Origin of the sequence: Novosphingobium sp. HII-3 (genome assembly GCF_002916655.1) — a bacterium.
Classification (GTDB): Bacteria; Pseudomonadota; Alphaproteobacteria; order Sphingomonadales; family Sphingomonadaceae; genus Novosphingobium; species Novosphingobium panipatense.
The window spans coordinates 173,717-191,459 of sequence record NZ_PPSM01000036.1 but is presented as its reverse complement, the minus strand read 5'-3'; the positions used below and the strand labels follow the sequence as shown (position 1 = coordinate 191,459).

Sequence of the window (17,743 nt, the reverse complement as noted above, 5' to 3'; positions counted from 1 at the left end):
ATCACGCGATGGACCAACGCAGGGTGAACAGCTCCTCGACACGGGGCTGGCGGTCGAGCAGTTCGGAGAACTCATCCAGCCGCTCGTTGATTTCCTTGCCGATCTTCTTCTTCACCTCGAACTGGCTCATCTTCAGCTCGTCGCGCGCTGCCTCCTTTTTGCGGATGTCGCGCATGACGGCGACCTTCTCCTCCATGCCGAGATGAGGAGAAAGCTTCTGCCGGTTCAAATCCTTCAATTCCTCGTCGAGCGTGGCGATCTGCGCTTCGATCTCGATTTCCATATCGCGGGCGTAGCGGCCGAGGCGTTCTTCCTCCTCGATCAGCCAGGCATAATTTTCCTGCTTCATCCTCTCGGAGAAATGGCCGAACTCGAAATCCTGAAGCTGCGCCAGCCGATCATGCGGGACGCCTTCCTGCACGCGGCCCACTGACTGTGCCGGTGCCATCATCATCTTATCGCAGACCTCCGGCCTGACGAGTTCGCCGCCATCGGTTTCCCCGATGACGATGATTTCCTCACGCTCTGCGCCGGGGGTTGGCATGATCGCCTTGAAGGCGCGCAGCCACCCGGATTGTCCGGCAAGGCCGACTACGCCGCCCAGCTGGCCCGCATACGGATAGTTGGCTGGATCAAAGCGAACGACCTCCGCGCCATCGTTCGAAGCGCGAGCCTTAGCGCGCTCGATCAAGTCGCTTCCCAGCCCTTCATTGACACGGAAAAACTGCCAATCGTTCTCGTCGGCGAGCGGCCACTTTGTCGTCCACTGCTTACCGTCCCAGCCGAAGCTTTCGCTGTCCGGTGCGGGGAAATTGGCATCGGGCAACTCGGCCTTCGCGACCATCAGCAGGCGTTGCTTAAACTCCGGCAATATCTGCGCCAACGCTTCGTTGCGGCGGTGGAGCTTGGCTACCACATCGGCGTCCATGTTCTCGAGCACCTTGGCGCGGGCAGCGGCAAGGTCCGCATCGATGCTGTCCTGAATGCGCTCGGTCAGTTCGTCGAATTCGCGATCAGCCTCATCGGCGCTGCGGCAGCTCTGAACAATCCGCAACACTTCCTTCTCGAAATCGATGCCGTCCGTCAGGATGCCGAGCACCTCGTCGCTTGATCCGAACACACCGTCGAACAGGTGAAGCTTCTGCTCCAGCAGTTCGTGAATTCGTGCTTCAGCGCGGTTCTTCAGGTTGAGCATGTTGACGACGGTGACGTCGACCAACTGGCCGTAACGATGGCAGCGGCCAATCCGCTGCTCGACGCGCTGCGGGTTCCACGGCAGGTCATAATTGATGAGAAGGGAACAGAACTGAAGGTTGATGCCCTCGGCGCCACTTTCCGTGGCGATCAGGATCGCCTTGTCGTCGCTCCTAAATGCTTCGACGATTGCCGCCTTCATATCTGCGGTCTTGGAACCGGAGATACGGTCTGTGCCTGCATGGCGCTCCTTCCACGCGGCGTAAATTTCCTTGCTCTCGTCGTCGTTGTTCGAGCCGTTCATCAGCACGATTTGCCCCGCATAGCCATTGGCCGTGAGCAGATCGCGGAGGTAGTTCTGCGTGCGGACGCTTTCGGTGAAGATCACCGCTTTGCGCCTGCCGCCCTTGTCGCGGATTTGATCCAGCACACCGGGCAGGTTCTCAACCAGCTTCTCGCCCTTTGCGTTCGAGCCGATCTGAACCGCAAGGTCGCGCATGGCTTCGACGTGGGCGATTTCCGCTGCGAGCTTTGCCGGATCAATCGGTTCCTCGTCAAACTCCTCCTCACCGTCCAGCGTCTCGCGATCTTCCTCGAAGGCATCTTCGAGGTCGTCGGTCATGTCCGGGGTGGCGCGCTGTTTGCTGCGAAGACGCTCAAGCAGCGTTTCGAGGTAGCGGGCAACCGCACGGGTCGATGACCCGAGCATCTTTCTGGCCTGCAATACGACAAGCGCATTGTTGCGGCCGCCATAGGCTATGGTGCCGGTGTCTTGGAGATATTCCGACAGCATCTCGTAGAGCGTCGTTTCTTCGTCATAGGGCTCGAACTGAAACGTGACTGCGTGGCGCTGGCGGAAGTTGATATGGCCGGCTTCCTGAACCTGACGGCGTAGCGTCCGGTTGCAGATCGGCTTCAACCGCTCACGGAGAATTTCCTGCGAGGCCGGCGTTGCGGCGGCTCCAGCATATTGCGCGCGAAATGCGTTTTCCCCGCCGAAATGGGTATCGTCGATCATCGAGACGATGCCGAACAACTCCATCAGCGAATTCTGGAGCGGCGTGGCGGTAAGCAATATCTTGAAGAAGCCTTCCGTGGCCTGCTTCAAAGCCTTTGCGCCCTTCGCGGTATTCTTCCGATGGACGTTGCGGAGGCGATGAGCCTCGTCGAAGATCACCAGATCCCATTTTGGTCTGCGGATATCATCTGCCTTGCGAGCCGCGAACTCATAGGAGCAAATCACAACGCCGCCATCGACTTCGAAAGGCCGCTGCTGACCGGCCTTCTTCATATCGTTGTAGGTCTTGGCTTCGAGAATGTGGCTCTTGATCGAGAACTTCTCGAACAGCTCTTGTTGCCACTGTTTACGGAGCGAGGCCGGGACGACGAGCAGAATGCGCTGTTTGTGCTCAGCCCATTTCTGCGAGATCACCAAGCCCGCCTCGATCGTTTTGCCGAGGCCCACTTCGTCGGCCAGCAATACGCCTTTGGCATAGGGCGACTTCAACGCGAAAAGCGCGGCGTCCACCTGATGCGGGTTCATCTCCACGCGAGCTGAGGTCAGCGATCGGGTGAAGGCATCTTCGGCAGTTCCGGCGACGGTCAACCGATGCGCGTGATAATGCGCCTGGATTGGCAGGTATTCAGTCATGTTCCCCCGTTCGACCTTCGCCGCTCAACTTCGATGATGACTAGCGGCAGTAACCCCTGAGTTCTAACGATAGGCAATGGACGTAACCGAATTCAACTACTTGAGGAACGGAAAAGGAACCGAATTGATCGGGCCTATGGATATCCGCCCCTCTGAGGGTCAACTCGGGGAGCGGGGCACTTGGGGCAGCGGGGCGCGTGTGCAGGCCCTGTGTGACCCGCGTAGGGGCTAAGCGACCCGGTTGCGCTTGCCCCGGCGAAGCGCAGTATCCAAACGCGCGGCGGCTTCACGCCGAGCAACATCCATCTCCGCAATCTCGTCCTCGGTTGCCGTCGCGATAACGGGCCGATTAAGAAGCGCATCGCGCAACGCCTCGGCGTTTGTGGTGACAATCGTTCCGTCTCGGAGCGTATAGGACTGACCACCAGCGGCAAGTTCGAGGAGGAAATTGAACGTCCCGACCGTGTTGCCTTCGTTGTCGAACTTGATGCCCGCCGCGCCCCCCGCGAGGAGAATGGTGACCGTTCGCATTTCGCGGTCGCCAACCTTATCCACAGGATCGCACCAGACCGCATCGACGACATTGCGAATTGCCTCACGCACCTTGAGACGAGCATCCCGCCTTGCCTCTTCGTCGTCATCGTTCGCGATGGCGTCCCGCACCTCCCACACACGTTGAAGATGGACGTTCGGCGCAAGGCGACCCCGCGCCGCTTCAAGGTCGCGTTCCACGACCACGCGCTCGGCGTCCAGCTCCCGCTGCTCCCGCTTTATCGCCCGAAGCTCCTCGTCAAATTCGTCCTGATCGTCGTCATCGAACTTCGCCATTTTCCTGACCAGCCGCTTGGCTTCGGCCTTCTTGTTCTCGATGGCGCGGTTCAGCTCCGCGAGCCGTATGGCAAGGGGGCCGGACAGGTCTTCACGCTGGAAGAACCTCTCGTCCAACGCGAGGTGAAGCATAGCATCGAGCGCAGCCCGCTCGAAAATGCGATAATTGAAGAACTGGCTGTATTCGCAACCGGTATGACGGGCGGCGCTGTCGCATTGGAGATAGGAGTATCCGCCATTTTTCTTCGCGCGCCCGCGCATCGCCATCAGCCCGCCGCAATGCTTGCAGCGGACGAGGGTGGAGAACAGGTTGCGGGCATAGGGCGCATATCGCCCCGAACGGGTCTGCCATCGTTTCGATGCGCTGGCACGGGCGCGGGCGACCAGATCGGCATCAACCGCGCGCGGGAAGACATTCTCGATCCGCTCCCCGGTTTTTCGGCGCTTGCCGCTCTCCGTCACGTGGGCCGGATGATATTCGCCTTCGACGGCGGGATGCTTGAGCAGAATGCCGATGTAGCTCCATCCCCAGCCTTTGCGGGTCGTGGTCGCGCGGCCTTTGCCCCAGCTCGGCACGCCGTTGTCGTTCAGGCGCTTGGCGATGCCCCAATAGCCGATCCCATCGGCCGCCCATTCGTATATCTGCTTCAGGAAGGCCACGCGTTCGGGGATCAACTCGTAGCGGCGATTGTCGTGATCCTTGTCGATCCGTTCGCCGACGACCTTGATCCAAGCCGGCGGCTTGGCCGAAAGCACCTTGCCCTGACGCGTGAGCTGCTGCTTCCGCCGCCAAGCATCTGAGATAAGCTGGCTCTTCTTCTCGCTCTCGGTGTGATTGACTGTGGCGTGCATCACGATTTCCATGATGCCCATCAGGGCCATCGGGCCTTTGAGATAAGCGTCGTCGAAAATGCGTTCGCCATCAACCGTGGCGATCTTGATGCCCCGGTCGCAGAGGTCTTCCATCCACCGCTGCGTGACGCGTGGTTCAAGGCGGCTGAGCCGGTCCAGCTTGTGAACGACGAGAATGGTGCCTGCCGGCACATCGCCGGCATCAACGCTCCGACGCCATTTGCCGAGATTGCCGACGCTGAGGTGATGCCCCTTCCATGCGGACTGCCCCAAATCTTCAACGATCTGGATTACATCCCAGCCCTTGCGCTTACAGAAGGCTTGGCATTCCTCAAGCTGCCGCTCCTTGGAGAAGCCTTTCTCCTGCCGCTTGGTCGAGAAGCGGATATAGATAACGGCATCGGTCACGCACAAACCCCCGGGATACGTCCCCAGCTTCTGCGTTGTGCGTTACTTTTCCGTTAGACAGTCATCTCGTGGATGAACAGGCCCTGCAGGTGTGAGGGCGCCGCTGCGAAGTCCTCATGGTAGAGGTCGGTGCGCGGATGGAAGTGCAGGTGCCCGCACGGCGCCATGACGGTGTTGCGTGGCTGGAACGGAAACCACCGTCTCAGCCGGATGCGCACTGGATTGCAGTTGATCGCCTCCCCGAAGATCGAGTGGACGAGGTGTACCTCGCCCGCGGTCAGTGGACGCTCGGAAGGGGAAAGCTGTGTCAGTGCTGCATTCCCTCCATGCCGTGCGTGTCCCCGCCCATCGTCGTCAGTTCAAGCGGCATGGAGATCTTGTCGCCATCGGAAAAGGTGACGGTCAGTTCGCCCCGGCTGCCCGTTTTCAGGTCCGGTGAAAGATTGAAGGCCATCACGTGCAGGCCGCCGGGCGCAAAAACCATCGAAGCGCCCGGCTCAAGAGGGAGACTGTCCACCTTGCGCATGGTTCCCCCCTTAGTCTCGTGCATCTCGGCGTTTTCGGCCCCGGCGACGTGAACGCCGGCAATGGTCACTGGCTCAGCCGCGTTGTTGCGTATCGTGAAATAGACCGCAGCCGGCCGACCGGCGATCACGGGGAGCACCATGCGGGCATCGCTTGCCGCGATTCCCGGCTTCGCATTGGGCCCAAGAGCGGTCGCCTCGTTGTTTTCGGTGGGGCTGTCAGGCTCTTTGCCGCATCCGGTGATGCTCATAACTAAGGCAAAGGAGGCAATCAGCGATAGAGGAAGGGCGCGTTTCATCTCAGGCATTTCCTTGTCATCAAGCCCCTTTGAAAAATCGCCTGTCTAATGCCATCGGCACAGGCTTGTTCCAAGCGAAACGTCACCTATATCCGGGCTCGACGACTTGGAACGTCACCGAGCCGCCAAGCCGCCTTGCCTTGTGTGAGGGAGGCGATCCGTGCGGTGTCATCCACTGACGTGAGGAATGGGGATAATGGCAAAAGTAATTGGTATCGACCTCGGCACCACCAACAGCTGCGTTGCCGTCATGGACGGCGGCAAACCGAAGGTCATCGAGAATTCCGAAGGCGCGCGCACCACGCCCTCGATCGTCGCTTTTACCAAGGATGGTGAGCGCCTGATCGGGCAGCCTGCGAAGCGCCAGGCCGTGACTAACGGCGACAACACGATTTTCGCGGTGAAGCGCCTCATCGGCCGCCGCTTCGACGATCCGGTGACCAAGAAGGACACCGAGCTGGTCCCGTACCACATCGTCAAGGGCAAGAACGGCGACGCGTGGGTCCAGGCGGGTGGCGAGGATTATAGCCCCTCGCAGATTTCGGCCTTCACTCTGCAGAAGATGAAGGAAACGGCCGAATCCTATCTGGGCGAGACCGTCACTCAGGCCGTCATCACCGTTCCTGCATACTTCAACGACGCGCAGCGCCAGGCGACCAAGGACGCCGGCCAGATCGCGGGCCTTGAAGTGCTGCGCATCATCAACGAGCCGACCGCGGCTGCGCTGGCCTATGGCCTCGACAAGCAGGACGGCAAGACCATCGCGGTTTATGACCTTGGCGGCGGCACCTTCGACGTCTCGATCCTCGAGATCGGCGACGGCGTGTTCGAGGTGAAGTCGACCAATGGCGACACGTTCCTGGGCGGTGAGGACTTCGACACCAAGGTCGTTGAATGGCTGGCCGACAAGTTCAAGGCCAAGGAAGCCATGGACCTGCGGACCGACAAGCTCGCCCTGCAGCGCCTGAAGGAAGCGGCCGAGAAGGCGAAGATCGAGCTGTCGTCGACTGCCACGACCGAAGTCAACCTGCCCTTCATCACCGCGCGCATGGAAGGTGGCGCCACCACTCCGCTGCACCTCGTCGAGACGATCACTCGTTCGGACCTTGAAAAGATGGTTGCCGACCTGATCCAGCGCACCCTCGAGCCCTGCCGCAAGGCTCTCGCTGACGCGGGCGTCTCGGCAAAGGACATCGACGATGTGGTGCTCGTGGGCGGCATGACCCGCATGCCCAAGGTCCGCGAAGTCGTGAAGGATTTCTTCGGCAAGGACCCTCACACCGGCGTGAACCCGGACGAGGTCGTGGCCATGGGCGCCGCGATCCAGGCCGGCGTCCTCCAGGGCGACGTCAAGGACGTGCTGCTGCTCGACGTGACCCCGCTGTCGCTGGGCATTGAGACGCTGGGCGGCATCATGACCAAGATGATCGACCGCAACACGACGATCCCGACCAAGAAGAGCCAGGTCTACTCGACCGCCGAGGACAACCAGCAGGCGGTGACGATCCGCGTGTTCCAGGGCGAGCGCGAGATGGCGCAGGACAACAAGCTGCTGGGCCAGTTCGACCTCGTCGGTATCCCTGCGGCGCGTCGCGGCGTTCCGCAGATCGAGGTGACCTTTGACATCGACGCGAACGGCATCGTGAACGTCTCTGCCAAGGACAAGGGCACCGGCAAGGAGCAACAGATCCGCATCCAGGCTTCGGGCGGCCTTTCCGAGTCCGACATCGACCAGATGGTCAAGGACGCCGAGAAGTTTGCCGAAGAGGACAAGAAGCGCCGCGAATCGGCCGAGGCCCGCAACCAGGCGGACAGCCTCGTCCATGCGACGGAGCAGCAGCTCACGGAGCATGGGGATAAGATCGACGCGACTCTGAAGAGCGAAGTCGAGGCCGCGATTGCCGCCACCAAGACCGCTCTCGAAGGCGACGATGCCGCCGAAATCAACGCCAAGGCTCAGGAACTGACCCAGGTGGCGATGAAGGTCGGGCAGGCGATCTACGAGAAGGAGCAGGCTTCGGCCGCTTCGCCGAATGCGGCTCCGGCAGGCGACGACGATGTGGTCGACGCCGAGTTCTCGGAAGTGGACGAAAACAAGGGCTGACAAGTCCTGATGAAAACCGCGACCGCCACCGGTGCAATCCGCGCCGGTGGCGGTTAAGGTATTCCGACGGGGAAATATCACGTGTCAGCAACAGAGATCGACTACTACGAACTGCTCGAATGCGAGCGCACCGCCGATGACAAGGTGCTCAAGTCGGCCTACCGCCGCCTCGCCATGCGCTATCACCCGGACAAGAACCCGGGTGACAAGGAAGCCGAGGCTCGGTTCAAGCAGATCAGCGAGGCGTACGACTGCCTCAAGGACCCGCAGAAGCGGGCCGCTTACGACCGTTATGGTCACGCCGCGTTCCAGCAGGGAATGGGCGGTGGCCAGGGCGGGGGCGACTTCGGCGACATCGGCGACATTTTCGAATCGATCTTCGGCAGCGCTTTTGGTGGCGGTGGTCGTCAGCAGCAGCGCCGCGGTGCGGACTTGCGCTACGACATGGAAGTGTCGCTGGACGACGCCTTCCGCGGCAAGCAGACGGACATCACCATCGAGGTGTCGCAGACCTGTGAGCCTTGCCATGGCAGCGGGGCGGAGCCGGGCACCGGCAAGCGCGGATGTTCCATGTGCGGCGGGCACGGCAAGGTGCGCGCGCAACAGGGCTTCTTCGTGGTCGAGCGCACGTGCCCGACCTGCCAGGGTCGGGGTGAGGTCATTGAAAAGCCTTGCCGCTCCTGTGGCGGTGAAGGCCGCGTGGACAAGCCGCAGACGCTGCAGGTGGAAATTCCGCCGGGCGTCGACTCCGGCACGCGCATCCGGCTTTCGGGTAAGGGCGAGGCAGGCCCGTTCGGCTCCCCGCCGGGCGACCTCTACATTTTCCTTCACGTCAAGCGTCACCGCGTGTTCGAGCGTGACGGCACGACGCTCATCACGCGGGTGCCCATCACTTTCACGACAGCGGCTCTGGGGGGCACGATCGAGATACCGGGCATTGATGGCGAAGCCATCACGCTCGATATCCCTGCGGGTATCCAGTCCGGCAAGCAGCTTCGCAAGCGGGGCGCTGGCATGCCGGTGCTGCAGGGCCGGGGCCGCGGCGATCTCGTGATTGAGATTGCGGTGGAAACCCCCACCAAACTGACGGCCCGCCAGAAGGAACTCCTGCGCGAACTCCAGGGCACCGAAACGGGTGACGAATGCCCCAATTCCAAGGGCTTCTTCGACCGGATCAAGGAAGCCTGGACGGATCTGACGGACTGATGGCCGTGAACGACGTTGCGGCACCTAATGCCGGAACGTCGTTCAGCCTCTCCAACGCTCGCGGATCCAGTCGGGTACGCCGTCGGCGTTCAGGATGCCCTTTCTGATACGCGGTACCAGATCGGCATCGGCGGTGAGCCGGGGTGCTTCCTCGTCGAGAATTGCCAGGAACGCCTGCCGCTTGAAGGCGAGCAGTTCCCCGGATGACATTGCCTTCTCCGGCGGCAAGGTGGAGGCGATGAGGTCCATCATGCGCTCGGCGCCGTGGAGACGCCCCCACAAGTAATCGTTTTCCCGATACGTTCGGCTGAAGAAGGCGCCGAAGTTGAAGAACTCGGTACCGCGCAGGAACTGCTGCGTGCCTTCGCGCGTGATCCCTTCGCAGTCTTCCGGCGAAATCCTGTCCACCAGCACCGGATCGAACTCGTTCAGGCCCTCGCCCCTCAGCAGGGGAAGAGTGACGGTGTCGTAGAAGGGAAAACCCAGATAGGCGAGCAGGACCCGTCGCCGCAGCGCCTGCGGCATGGCGGCAAGAGCTTCGGCGAGGCGTTCGTCCACCGCCGTATCCGTCTCCATCAGTTGGCGGGCTGTGGCCATATGATCGGTCACCGCATTGGGATTCTCGAAGAAGCGGGCGGCAAGCGCCGGGAATTCCGGTCCCAATGCGCTGGAGGGCTCCCGCTCCAGATAAAGGGTCAGCGCCTCGTAAATCGCTACCCGGGCGGCATCCCGGTGCTGTTCCGTGACGCCCTGCTCCCCGTCCCACTCCTGCGTCAGCCGCCGCGCCAGCAGGCGCAGCCGCCGAATTCGAAAGGCGATATCGTGATTGCGGAAGAACGTGATCATGGCCGGCGAACGGGCATCCCTCAATGCCTGCCCCCGGTCCAAGCCGCCGGCGGCAAGTTCCGCGATCAGCCGTTCACGCACGGGTTCGGGCGAGTGCAGATCGAGCTCCGGGGCGCTTTCCACTACCATGCGCGCCATGGTCGTGATGACGCCGCTGAACTTCACCTGCGCATAGCCGTGATAGGCGAAGCCCGCCTGCTCCAGGGCGGCTGTCTGCGCTTTGGCGCGCCACGCCGCAAGACGCTTCGACGTCGGCCGATCAAGGAAGAAGGTGCCGCCGAAAAGCTTGTCTACCGCGTCTTCGATGTCCGGGCGCAAGGCGCGCACGATTTCCCGCAGGGACGCTGTCTCCTGCGAACGCTCCTGGAGGGCTTCGAGATTGTCGCGGATGGGCTGTTCGCGCGGAATCGCAGACAGGGAGCCGAAGATCACCGGAAAGAAGCTGGGCAGGCTGTCGTCCCGTCGCATCTCCGCTCCGAGCCGATCGGGTGTCGGATCGATGTAGACGAAGCGCCGGTCGACTTCACGGGTGGCCGGGCGATCCCTCAGCGCCGCCCGGGCGTCCGCAAACGGGGCATTCACCAGCACCGAGCCGTCGATCAGGGCCACGCAGTCGAGTTCACCCCTTCGGGCGTGCTCAGGCATGATGCGCGCGAGGAAAGCGTCTCGCGTTGGCCAGAACTCTTCCGCCTCCGAGACCAGTCGGTCGATCTCCTTGATCTGGAGAGGAGGGAAGGCCCCCGGGAAGCTCGCCGATGCACGCGCGGCCATGACCAGCTCCGGAATCGCCGCAAGGGGCGTGCCTTCGGCCTGCGCCCGGGCGTGGAAGCTGAACGTCAGGCGATGCTCGCTTTCGAGGACGACCGCAGGCGAGTGCAGCCGCAGCGTCTCTAGATGACCCTTGAAGTCTGTTGCTGTCACGAAGAGATCGAGCGGGTGGCCAGGTGGAAGCAGAGGCGGGCCGACGGGCGTCTCCGCCATTGCCGCAAGGGCACCATGCAGCAGGCGCGAGAAGCCGATCCCGCCGAACGGGGGCTCGAACCAGCGCGAGCGGACGAGGCGGGAAACCTTCTCCCGCACTTCACTGCGCGTCTCGGGCGCCACGGTTTCGCTGACGGCGTTGTCCGGACGATGGAGGAGATAGCCGACGAGTGGCTTGGTCCAGAACTTCGCTGCGCGCGACCAGGACTTCGCCTCGGGATCGAGCAGCACGTCTACATCGGCGTTCTGGAGCCACAGGTCGGTAAGTGGTTCCAGCGATTGTCCCGAGTGGATCGCCTGTGCAAGGAAGACCGAGTTGATCCCGCCGGCGCTTGCTCCGGCCACGATGTCCGCCAGCACGCGCAGCCTGAGGTTGCCTTCCGTCTCCAGGCGCTCCAGCAACTTGCGGTACACGGCGGCGCTCCCCTCAACCGGTCGCTCATCTCCCGTGTGGGCACGGCTCGCCTGCAGAGCCTTCCAGAGCTCCTTGGTGACGCCATGCATGTAGACCGCGAGGCTCACTCCCCCGTAGCAGACCAGAGCGATCCGCAATTCTTTTTGCTGCATCAGGGCACTGTGGCGTCCGGTGAGAGGATTGGCAATTGCGTTCTCATTTCGTTCCGTCTACGTGGACGCGATGGCGAAACCAAAACGTCGATATGTGTGCCAGGCCTGCGGGGGCGTTTCATCGCGATGGCAGGGGCAATGCGCCGATTGTGGCGAATGGAACAGCCTGTCGGAAGAAACGCCCCAGACCGTTTTTTCCGCCAAGCATGATCTTTCATCAGGCGGGCGGCCAATCCAGTTCACGCCCCTGGATGCTCCCGGGGAAGTGCCCAAGCGGCAGAAGACCGGGATATCTGAATTCGATCGTGCCCTCGGCGGCGGCCTGGTTCCCGGGTCGGCGATCCTGATGGGGGGCGATCCGGGCATCGGCAAATCGACGCTGCTGCTTCAGGTCTCGGCAAACGTCGCGAACGGAGGCGGGCTTTCCGTCTACGTCAGCGGAGAAGAGGCGGCGGGTCAGGTACGGCTGCGGGCGGAACGCCTCGGTCTGTCCAAGTCTCCAATTCAGCTCGCTGCGGCAACCTCCGTTCGGGACATCCTGACGACGCTCGGCATGATGGACCCACCCTCGCTGCTGGTCATCGATTCGATCCAGACGATGCACTCGGATCAGATCGAAGGTGCGCCGGGCACGGTCAGCCAGGTGCGCGGCTGTGCCTTCGAGCTCATCCGCTATGCCAAGGAAAACGGAGTGACGCTGGTTCTGGTGGGGCACGTCACCAAGGACGGCAATATTGCGGGGCCGCGCGTGCTCGAGCACATGGTCGACGTAGTCATGAGCTTCGAGGGAGAGCGCAGCCACCAGTACCGCATCCTGCGCTCGCTCAAGAACCGTTTTGGCCCGGTCGATGAGATCGGCGTGTTCGCGATGGAAGGCGATGGTCTTGCCGAAGTGGGCAACCCTTCGATGCTGTTCCTGTCCGGCCGGGAAGAACCCATGGCCGGAAGCGCCGTGTTCCCGGCGATGGAAGGCACGCGCCCGGTGCTGGTGGAGATACAGGCGCTTATCGTTCGGCTTCAAAGCGGAGCGACCCCACGCCGTGCCGTGGTGGGCTGGGATTCAGGGCGCATGGCCATGCTCCTCGCCGTGCTCGAGGCGCGCTGCGGCCTCAGCTTCTCCAGCGCCGAGGTCTATCTGAACGTGGCGGGCGGGTATCGGTTGAGTGACCCGGCAGCGGACCTCGCGGTCGCGGCGGCGCTCGTCTCCGCCCTTGGCGATAAGCCCTTGCCGACTGATGCCGTCTGGTTCGGCGAAGTGTCCCTCGCCGGAGAGATCCGTCCGGTCGCGCACTCCTCCATACGCCAGCGGGAATCCGCCAAGCTGGGATTCACAAAAGCGCTTGGCCCGTCCAATGGGCCGCCGCCGGAAAAGGGCCTGAACTTCCATGGGCTGACCATGCTGCCCAACCTCGTTGACCGCATCCTGTCCGATGCCTAACTCAGGGCGGATATGACTGGCTTCGACATCGCCGTCCTGCTCCTGGTCGGGCTTGGCGCACTTTTCGGCTTCATTCGCGGCTTCGTGCAGGAGATACTTGCCTTGTCCGCGTGGGTTTTCGCGGTCTTCGCCATTCGCCTTTTCCACACGCCGGCAACCGAGTGGCTTGCGGGCCATGTGGGTTCCGAATCGGGAGCCGGCGTTCTCGCCTTCGCGCTCCTGCTCGGCGTGCCGTTCGCTGCGGTAAAGCTGGTTGCCGGTTGGGCCGGATCGAAGAGCCGCGCCTCAGTGCTGGGGCCGGTGGACCGGGTTCTCGGCCTCGGCTTCGGCGCGGTGAAGGGCGTCATCGTGATCGTGCTGGCGTTCTCCGTGCTCGTACTCGGCTACGATACCATCTGGGGCATCGGTGGTCGCCCGGAATGGATCACCAGCGCGCGGACCTTTCCCTTCATCAATGCAAGCAGCGAAGCGCTCGTACAGATGATTGCCGAACGGCGTGCCGAAGTCCGTGCCGCTGAAGCGGCGCAGGGCGCGGAGTAGCCGCGTGTCAGCCGTTCTTTACACGCCGGAGATCCTTGGCCTTGCCATTGAACTGGCCGGTCACCCGCTTGACGGTGACCTGCCTGTTCGCGCTGAGGCCCGCTCCCGCAGTTGCGGCAGTACCATTGTCCTCGGCCTCTTCCTTGACCGCGAAGGCCGCATAGTGCGTCTCGGAATGCGCAGCCATGCCTGCGCCATCGGTCAGGCCTCTGCCGCCATTTTCGCGCGCGGCGCTGCCGGAAGGGACGTGCGGGAGGTGACCGAAGCGCGAGATGCGGTCGCCCGCTGGCTTGCGGGTGACGGCGATCTGCCGCAGTGGCCCGGTCTGGAGATAATAGGACCGGCGCGCGCCTACGCGGCGCGGCACGGTGCGGTGCTCCTGCCGTGGGACGCAGCGGTGCGCGCCTTTGCCGAGCGTGAGTTGCCCTCCCGCGCCTGATGGCGCTATGGGCCCGGCGTGACCAGGACCATGAACCGCCCGACCGCCCCTTCGCCTGCGCTCCGGCTGGAGTTCGACGCGGAGGCGCTGCAATCGAACTGGCGGACGCTCGACCGTCTGTCCGGGCGCGCACGGGCCGGGGCTGCGGTCAAGGCGAACAGCTACGGCGTTGGCGCGGTGCGTGCCGTGCCCGTCCTTCACCAAGCCGGCTGCCGCGACTTCTTCGTGGCTCACTGGGCCGAAGCGGCCGAAATCCTCGACGTGATCGGTGACGCCTCGCTGTCGGTCCTGCACGGCCCCTGCTCGGAGGAGGACGCCGCCTACGCCCGCGCCGCAGGAATCAAGCCTGTCATCAATTCGCTGCGCCAGGCCCGGCTTTGGCAGGATGCCGGCGGCGGGGCGTGTGATCTCATGGTGGACACGGGAATGAATCGCCTCGGCGTCTCGCTTCATGAGCTTGGCGAACCGGTGCTGGCGGAGCTGCAGGTGGATACGTTGCTATCGCATCTCGTCTCAGCCGAGGAGGACGTGGCGCTGAACGAACGCCAGCGTCAGGGCTGGCGCGAGGCCTGCGCGGCGCTGCCTCACCAGCGCGCCAGCCTTGCGAACAGCGCCGGAATCGCCCTTGGTGAGGCCTTCCATGGTGACCTTACCCGGCCGGGTATTGCACTTTACGGGGGCGTGCCACGACCTGAAATGGCAGCGGATCTGCACCCGGTGATCCGTCCGCAGGCGGCCCTTCTGCAGGTGCGGCAAGTTCAGCCCGGCGAGACGATCGGCTATAACGCGACCTTCACTGCCACGCGTGCCATGCGTGTGGGCACGATCGGCCTGGGTTATGCGGACGGATACCTTCGCTGCTGGTCTGGAAAGGGGCATTTCACGGCGGCCGGGCACGTGCTCCCCGTCCTCGGTCGCATCAGCATGGACCTCACGGTCGTCGATCTGAGCCAGGCCGGCCAAGTAGGCGAGGGCGACTGGATCACAGCCGAGTACGCCTTGCCGGAAGCGGCTGCGCAAACCGGCCTTTCGCAATACGAACTGCTCACGCTGATGGGGCGCCGGTTCAACCGCTGAGCCGCGGCTGCAGCCTTCTCGCACGCTTTTGCTGCGCAGCAATTTGTGTTGCAATGCGACAAGCGGCGATGATATTCTTTGCCCGAGGTAAATGGGGAGAGGACATGGCTGCAGCAGCATCGGGCGACGATGAAACCGTCGTCATCAAGAAATACGCAAACCGGCGGCTCTACAACACGCGCTCGTCGAGCTACATCACGCTCGACCATCTCGCGAAGATGACGCGTGAGGGCATCAACTACAAGGTGCTGGACGCCAAGTCCGGTGCGGACATCACGCATACGATCCTCACCCAGATCATCATGGAGGAGGAATCCAACGGCGAGCAGATGCTGCCTGTGAACTTCCTGCGCGAACTGATCAGCATGTACGGCAACCAGATGCAGTCGCTGATCCCGCATTACCTCGAAGCGTCGATGGAAAACTTCCGCGCCAACCAGGCGAAGCTGGCCAAGGCTTTCGAAGACAGCCTCGGCAACAATCCGCTTGCGAAGCTGGCCGAACAGAACATGGCGATGTTCCGCGCTGCATCCGCCGCATTCATGCCGGGGGCCGAGAAGCCGACCGAGAGCAAGGCGCCGCCGGCGGCTTCGGCTCCCGATGCTGGCGATCTTTCCGCCCTGCGCGACCAAATGGCCGAAATACAGAAGCGGCTCGACGCTCTCGGCAAGTGACGACGCGGCAGATGACGGGGGCACGGCGGCAATGAGCCGGGTTGCTCGACCTGCGGCTCGTATCATCCTGCAGGACGGCGCTGGTCGTGTGCTGCTCTTCCGGTTCGATCCGCCGGATCGTGCGCCGTTCTGGTGTACACCGGGCGGTGCCGTCGATCCGGGGGAGAGCTACGAAGAAGCGGCACGACGGGAACTTCTGGAGGAAACCGGCATCACCGCCGAACCGGGCATGGCTTTCGCACGGCAAACGGTCGATTTCGTCACCATCGAAGGCGTGCCGGTCACCGCGGACGAGCGTTACTTCCACATACGCGTGCCGGCGGGGATGAGCCCCGACGCCATCGATGCCAGCGGCCATACCGACCTTGAACGCTCCGTGATGCGTAGCTGGTGCTGGTTCGACAGGGCAGCCCTGCTCGCGCTCGAGGAGCCATATTTCCCCGAAGACCTTTGGGCGATGGTCGAAGGTTTGAGCACTGCGAACGGAGACCGGATCGAGTGACGTTTGAACCTTGGCGCAAGTGCGGCTAACAGCGCAGCATGAATCAGAAGACCGCCATTCGCCACGCCCTTTCCGTCAAGCGGGAAGACGATTTCGCCCAGTGGTACCAGGAAGTCGTTTCCGAAGCCGAAATGGCCGAGGAATCCGGTGTTCGCGGGTGCATGGTCATCAAGCCATGGGGCTATGGCGTGTGGGAGCGGATCCAGCGTCTGATGGATGATCGCATCAAGGCCGCCGGCATCCAGAACTGCTACTTTCCGCTGTTCATCCCGCTGTCCTACTTCTCCAAGGAGGCCGAGCACGTCGAAGGCTTCGCCAAGGAGATGGCCGTCGTCACGCATCACCGTCTGGTGAGCGACGGCAAGGGCGGGCTTGTCCCGGACCCGGAGGCGAAGCTTGAGGAGCCGCTGATTGTCCGCCCGACGTCCGAAACGGTGATCGGTTCGGCGATGGCGCGCTGGGTCCAATCGTGGCGCGATCTCCCGCTCATGGTGAACCAGTGGGCGAACGTCGTGCGTTGGGAGATGCGCACGCGGATGTTCCTGCGCACGAGCGAGTTCCTCTGGCAGGAAGGCCATACCGCGCACGCCGACCGCGATGATGCCATGGCCGAGACGCTGCGCGCTCTCGAAATGTACCGCGACTTTGCGGAAACCGAACTGGCCATGCCGGTGATCGCCGGTGAGAAGCCCGAGAACGAGCGGTTCCCCGGTGCAGTGGCGACCTATTCCATCGAAGCGATGATGCAGGACGGCAAGGCGCTGCAGGCGGGCACCTCCCACTATCTTGGCACCGGCTTCGCGCATGCGGCGGGCATCACCTTCCAGGATCGCGAAGGTACGCAGCAGTACGCGCACACGACGAGTTGGGGCACGTCGACGCGCATGATCGGCGGCCTGATCATGACTCATGGCGACGACGACGGCCTGCGTGTCCCGCCGGCGGTCGCGCCGTACCAGATCGTCGTTCTGCCGATGCTGCGCGACGGACCGGAAGATGACGTACTGCTCGCGTACTGCGAGGAGCTGCGCAAGGCGCTCGCCGCTCAATCCGTACTGGGTGAACCGGTGCGCGTCCTGCTCGACAAGCGCCCCGGCAAGGCCACACAGAAGCGCTGGGCCTGGGTAAAGCGCGGCGTTCCGCTCATCCTCGAGATCGGCGGCCGGGATGCTGCGGGCGGACAGGTCTCCATGCTGCGCCGCGACAGGCTCTGGAACGAGGCGGCTAAGGCCAACTTCGTGGGCACGGCCAAGGAGGACTTCCTCTCCCGCGCGGTAGCCGAGATCGAGGACATCCAGGCATCGCTGTACGCCGAAGCCAAGGCCAAGCGTGACGCCAACATCGCCCGGGCTGCAAGTTTCGATGAACTCGCGACCTTCTTCGCCGAAGACAAGCGCTATCCCGGCTGGGTCGAGGTAGAATGGGCGCGTCCGACCGGCGATGAGCTCGACGCGATCGTGCAGAAGCTCAAGGCGCTGAAGCTGACCATGCGCAACTCGCCGCTCGACGGAGAGCCCGCGAACGGCACCTGCATCTTCACCGGACGACCCGCGGCCGAGAAGATCTACATCGCGCGTTCCTACTGAGTAAGCCGCGCCACCAAGGGGAGGCCG

General features: G+C 63.0%; 14 protein-coding genes. 9 read left to right on the top strand and 5 right to left on the bottom strand.

Going from position 1 to position 17,743, the window contains the following annotated elements; translation table 11 throughout:
- Position 1: 1 nt before the first annotated feature.
- The 4 genes from C2R25_RS13860 to C2R25_RS13845 all read right to left on the bottom strand — a co-directional run bounded on the left by C2R25_RS13860 (position 2) and on the right by C2R25_RS13845 (position 5,765).
- Entirely contained in the window at positions 2-2,845 is a 2,844-nt protein-coding gene (locus C2R25_RS13860; protein WP_233203985.1) for an SNF2-related protein, read from the bottom strand.
- Positions 2,846-3,073: 228 nt separating this feature from the next.
- Positions 3,074-4,933, bottom strand: a complete 1,860-nt coding sequence (locus tag C2R25_RS13855; protein WP_146049669.1) for a recombinase family protein — start codon at positions 4,931-4,933, stop codon at positions 3,074-3,076.
- A gap of 53 nt (positions 4,934-4,986) precedes the next feature.
- Positions 4,987-5,151 (bottom strand): hypothetical protein, encoded by a 165-nt coding sequence (locus C2R25_RS20735; protein WP_199183835.1) that lies wholly within the window; start codon positions 5,149-5,151, stop codon positions 4,987-4,989.
- An 89-nt stretch (positions 5,152-5,240) separates the two neighbouring features.
- Positions 5,241-5,765 carry a copper chaperone PCu(A)C gene (locus tag C2R25_RS13845; protein WP_103729770.1) on the bottom strand — a complete coding sequence of 175 codons (525 nt, stop codon included), beginning with the start codon at positions 5,763-5,765 and terminating at the stop codon, positions 5,241-5,243.
- A 187-nt stretch (positions 5,766-5,952) separates the two neighbouring features.
- Between C2R25_RS13845 and dnaK the strand changes: the two genes are divergently transcribed.
- Complete coding sequence (gene dnaK / locus C2R25_RS13840) at positions 5,953-7,860, top strand: molecular chaperone DnaK (RefSeq protein WP_103729769.1); 1,908 nt, start codon at positions 5,953-5,955, stop codon at positions 7,858-7,860.
- 81 nt (positions 7,861-7,941) lie between these two features.
- A complete protein-coding gene (dnaJ, locus tag C2R25_RS13835) occupies positions 7,942-9,066 on the top strand; it encodes a molecular chaperone DnaJ (RefSeq protein ID WP_103729768.1) in 1,125 nt (374 codons plus the stop codon).
- Between the two features lie 42 nt (positions 9,067-9,108).
- On the opposite strand, the gene C2R25_RS13830 is transcribed toward dnaJ, so the two are convergent.
- Positions 9,109-11,460 carry a patatin-like protein gene (locus C2R25_RS13830; protein ID WP_103729767.1) on the bottom strand — a complete coding sequence of 784 codons (2,352 nt, stop codon included), beginning with the start codon at positions 11,458-11,460 and terminating at the stop codon, positions 9,109-9,111.
- A 70-nt stretch (positions 11,461-11,530) separates the two neighbouring features.
- On the opposite strand from C2R25_RS13830, the gene radA reads away from it, so the two are divergent.
- The 7 genes from radA (at position 11,531) to proS (ending at position 17,716) form a co-directional block, all read left to right on the top strand.
- Entirely contained in the window at positions 11,531-12,898 is a 1,368-nt protein-coding gene (radA, locus tag C2R25_RS13825) for a DNA repair protein RadA (RefSeq protein WP_103729877.1), read from the top strand.
- A 12-nt stretch (positions 12,899-12,910) separates the two neighbouring features.
- A complete protein-coding gene (locus C2R25_RS13820) occupies positions 12,911-13,438 on the top strand; it encodes a CvpA family protein (protein WP_103729766.1) in 528 nt (175 codons plus the stop codon).
- 4 nt (positions 13,439-13,442) lie between these two features.
- Positions 13,443-13,877 (top strand): iron-sulfur cluster assembly scaffold protein, encoded by a 435-nt coding sequence (locus tag C2R25_RS13815; RefSeq protein ID WP_199183834.1) that lies wholly within the window; start codon positions 13,443-13,445, stop codon positions 13,875-13,877.
- A gap of 30 nt (positions 13,878-13,907) precedes the next feature.
- A complete protein-coding gene (gene alr, locus C2R25_RS13810; protein ID WP_103729765.1) occupies positions 13,908-14,954 on the top strand; it encodes an alanine racemase in 1,047 nt (348 codons plus the stop codon).
- A gap of 104 nt (positions 14,955-15,058) precedes the next feature.
- Positions 15,059-15,628: a polyhydroxyalkanoate synthesis repressor PhaR gene (gene phaR, locus C2R25_RS13805; protein WP_103729764.1), complete on the top strand. Its 570-nt coding sequence runs from the start codon at positions 15,059-15,061 to the stop codon at positions 15,626-15,628.
- Between the two features lie 31 nt (positions 15,629-15,659).
- Positions 15,660-16,130, top strand: coding sequence for an NUDIX hydrolase (locus C2R25_RS13800; protein WP_103729763.1), 471 nt, complete (start codon positions 15,660-15,662; stop codon positions 16,128-16,130).
- 38 nt (positions 16,131-16,168) lie between these two features.
- Positions 16,169-17,716: a proline--tRNA ligase gene (proS, locus tag C2R25_RS13795; protein WP_103729762.1), complete on the top strand. Its 1,548-nt coding sequence runs from the start codon at positions 16,169-16,171 to the stop codon at positions 17,714-17,716.
- Positions 17,717-17,743: the final 27 nt, after the last annotated feature.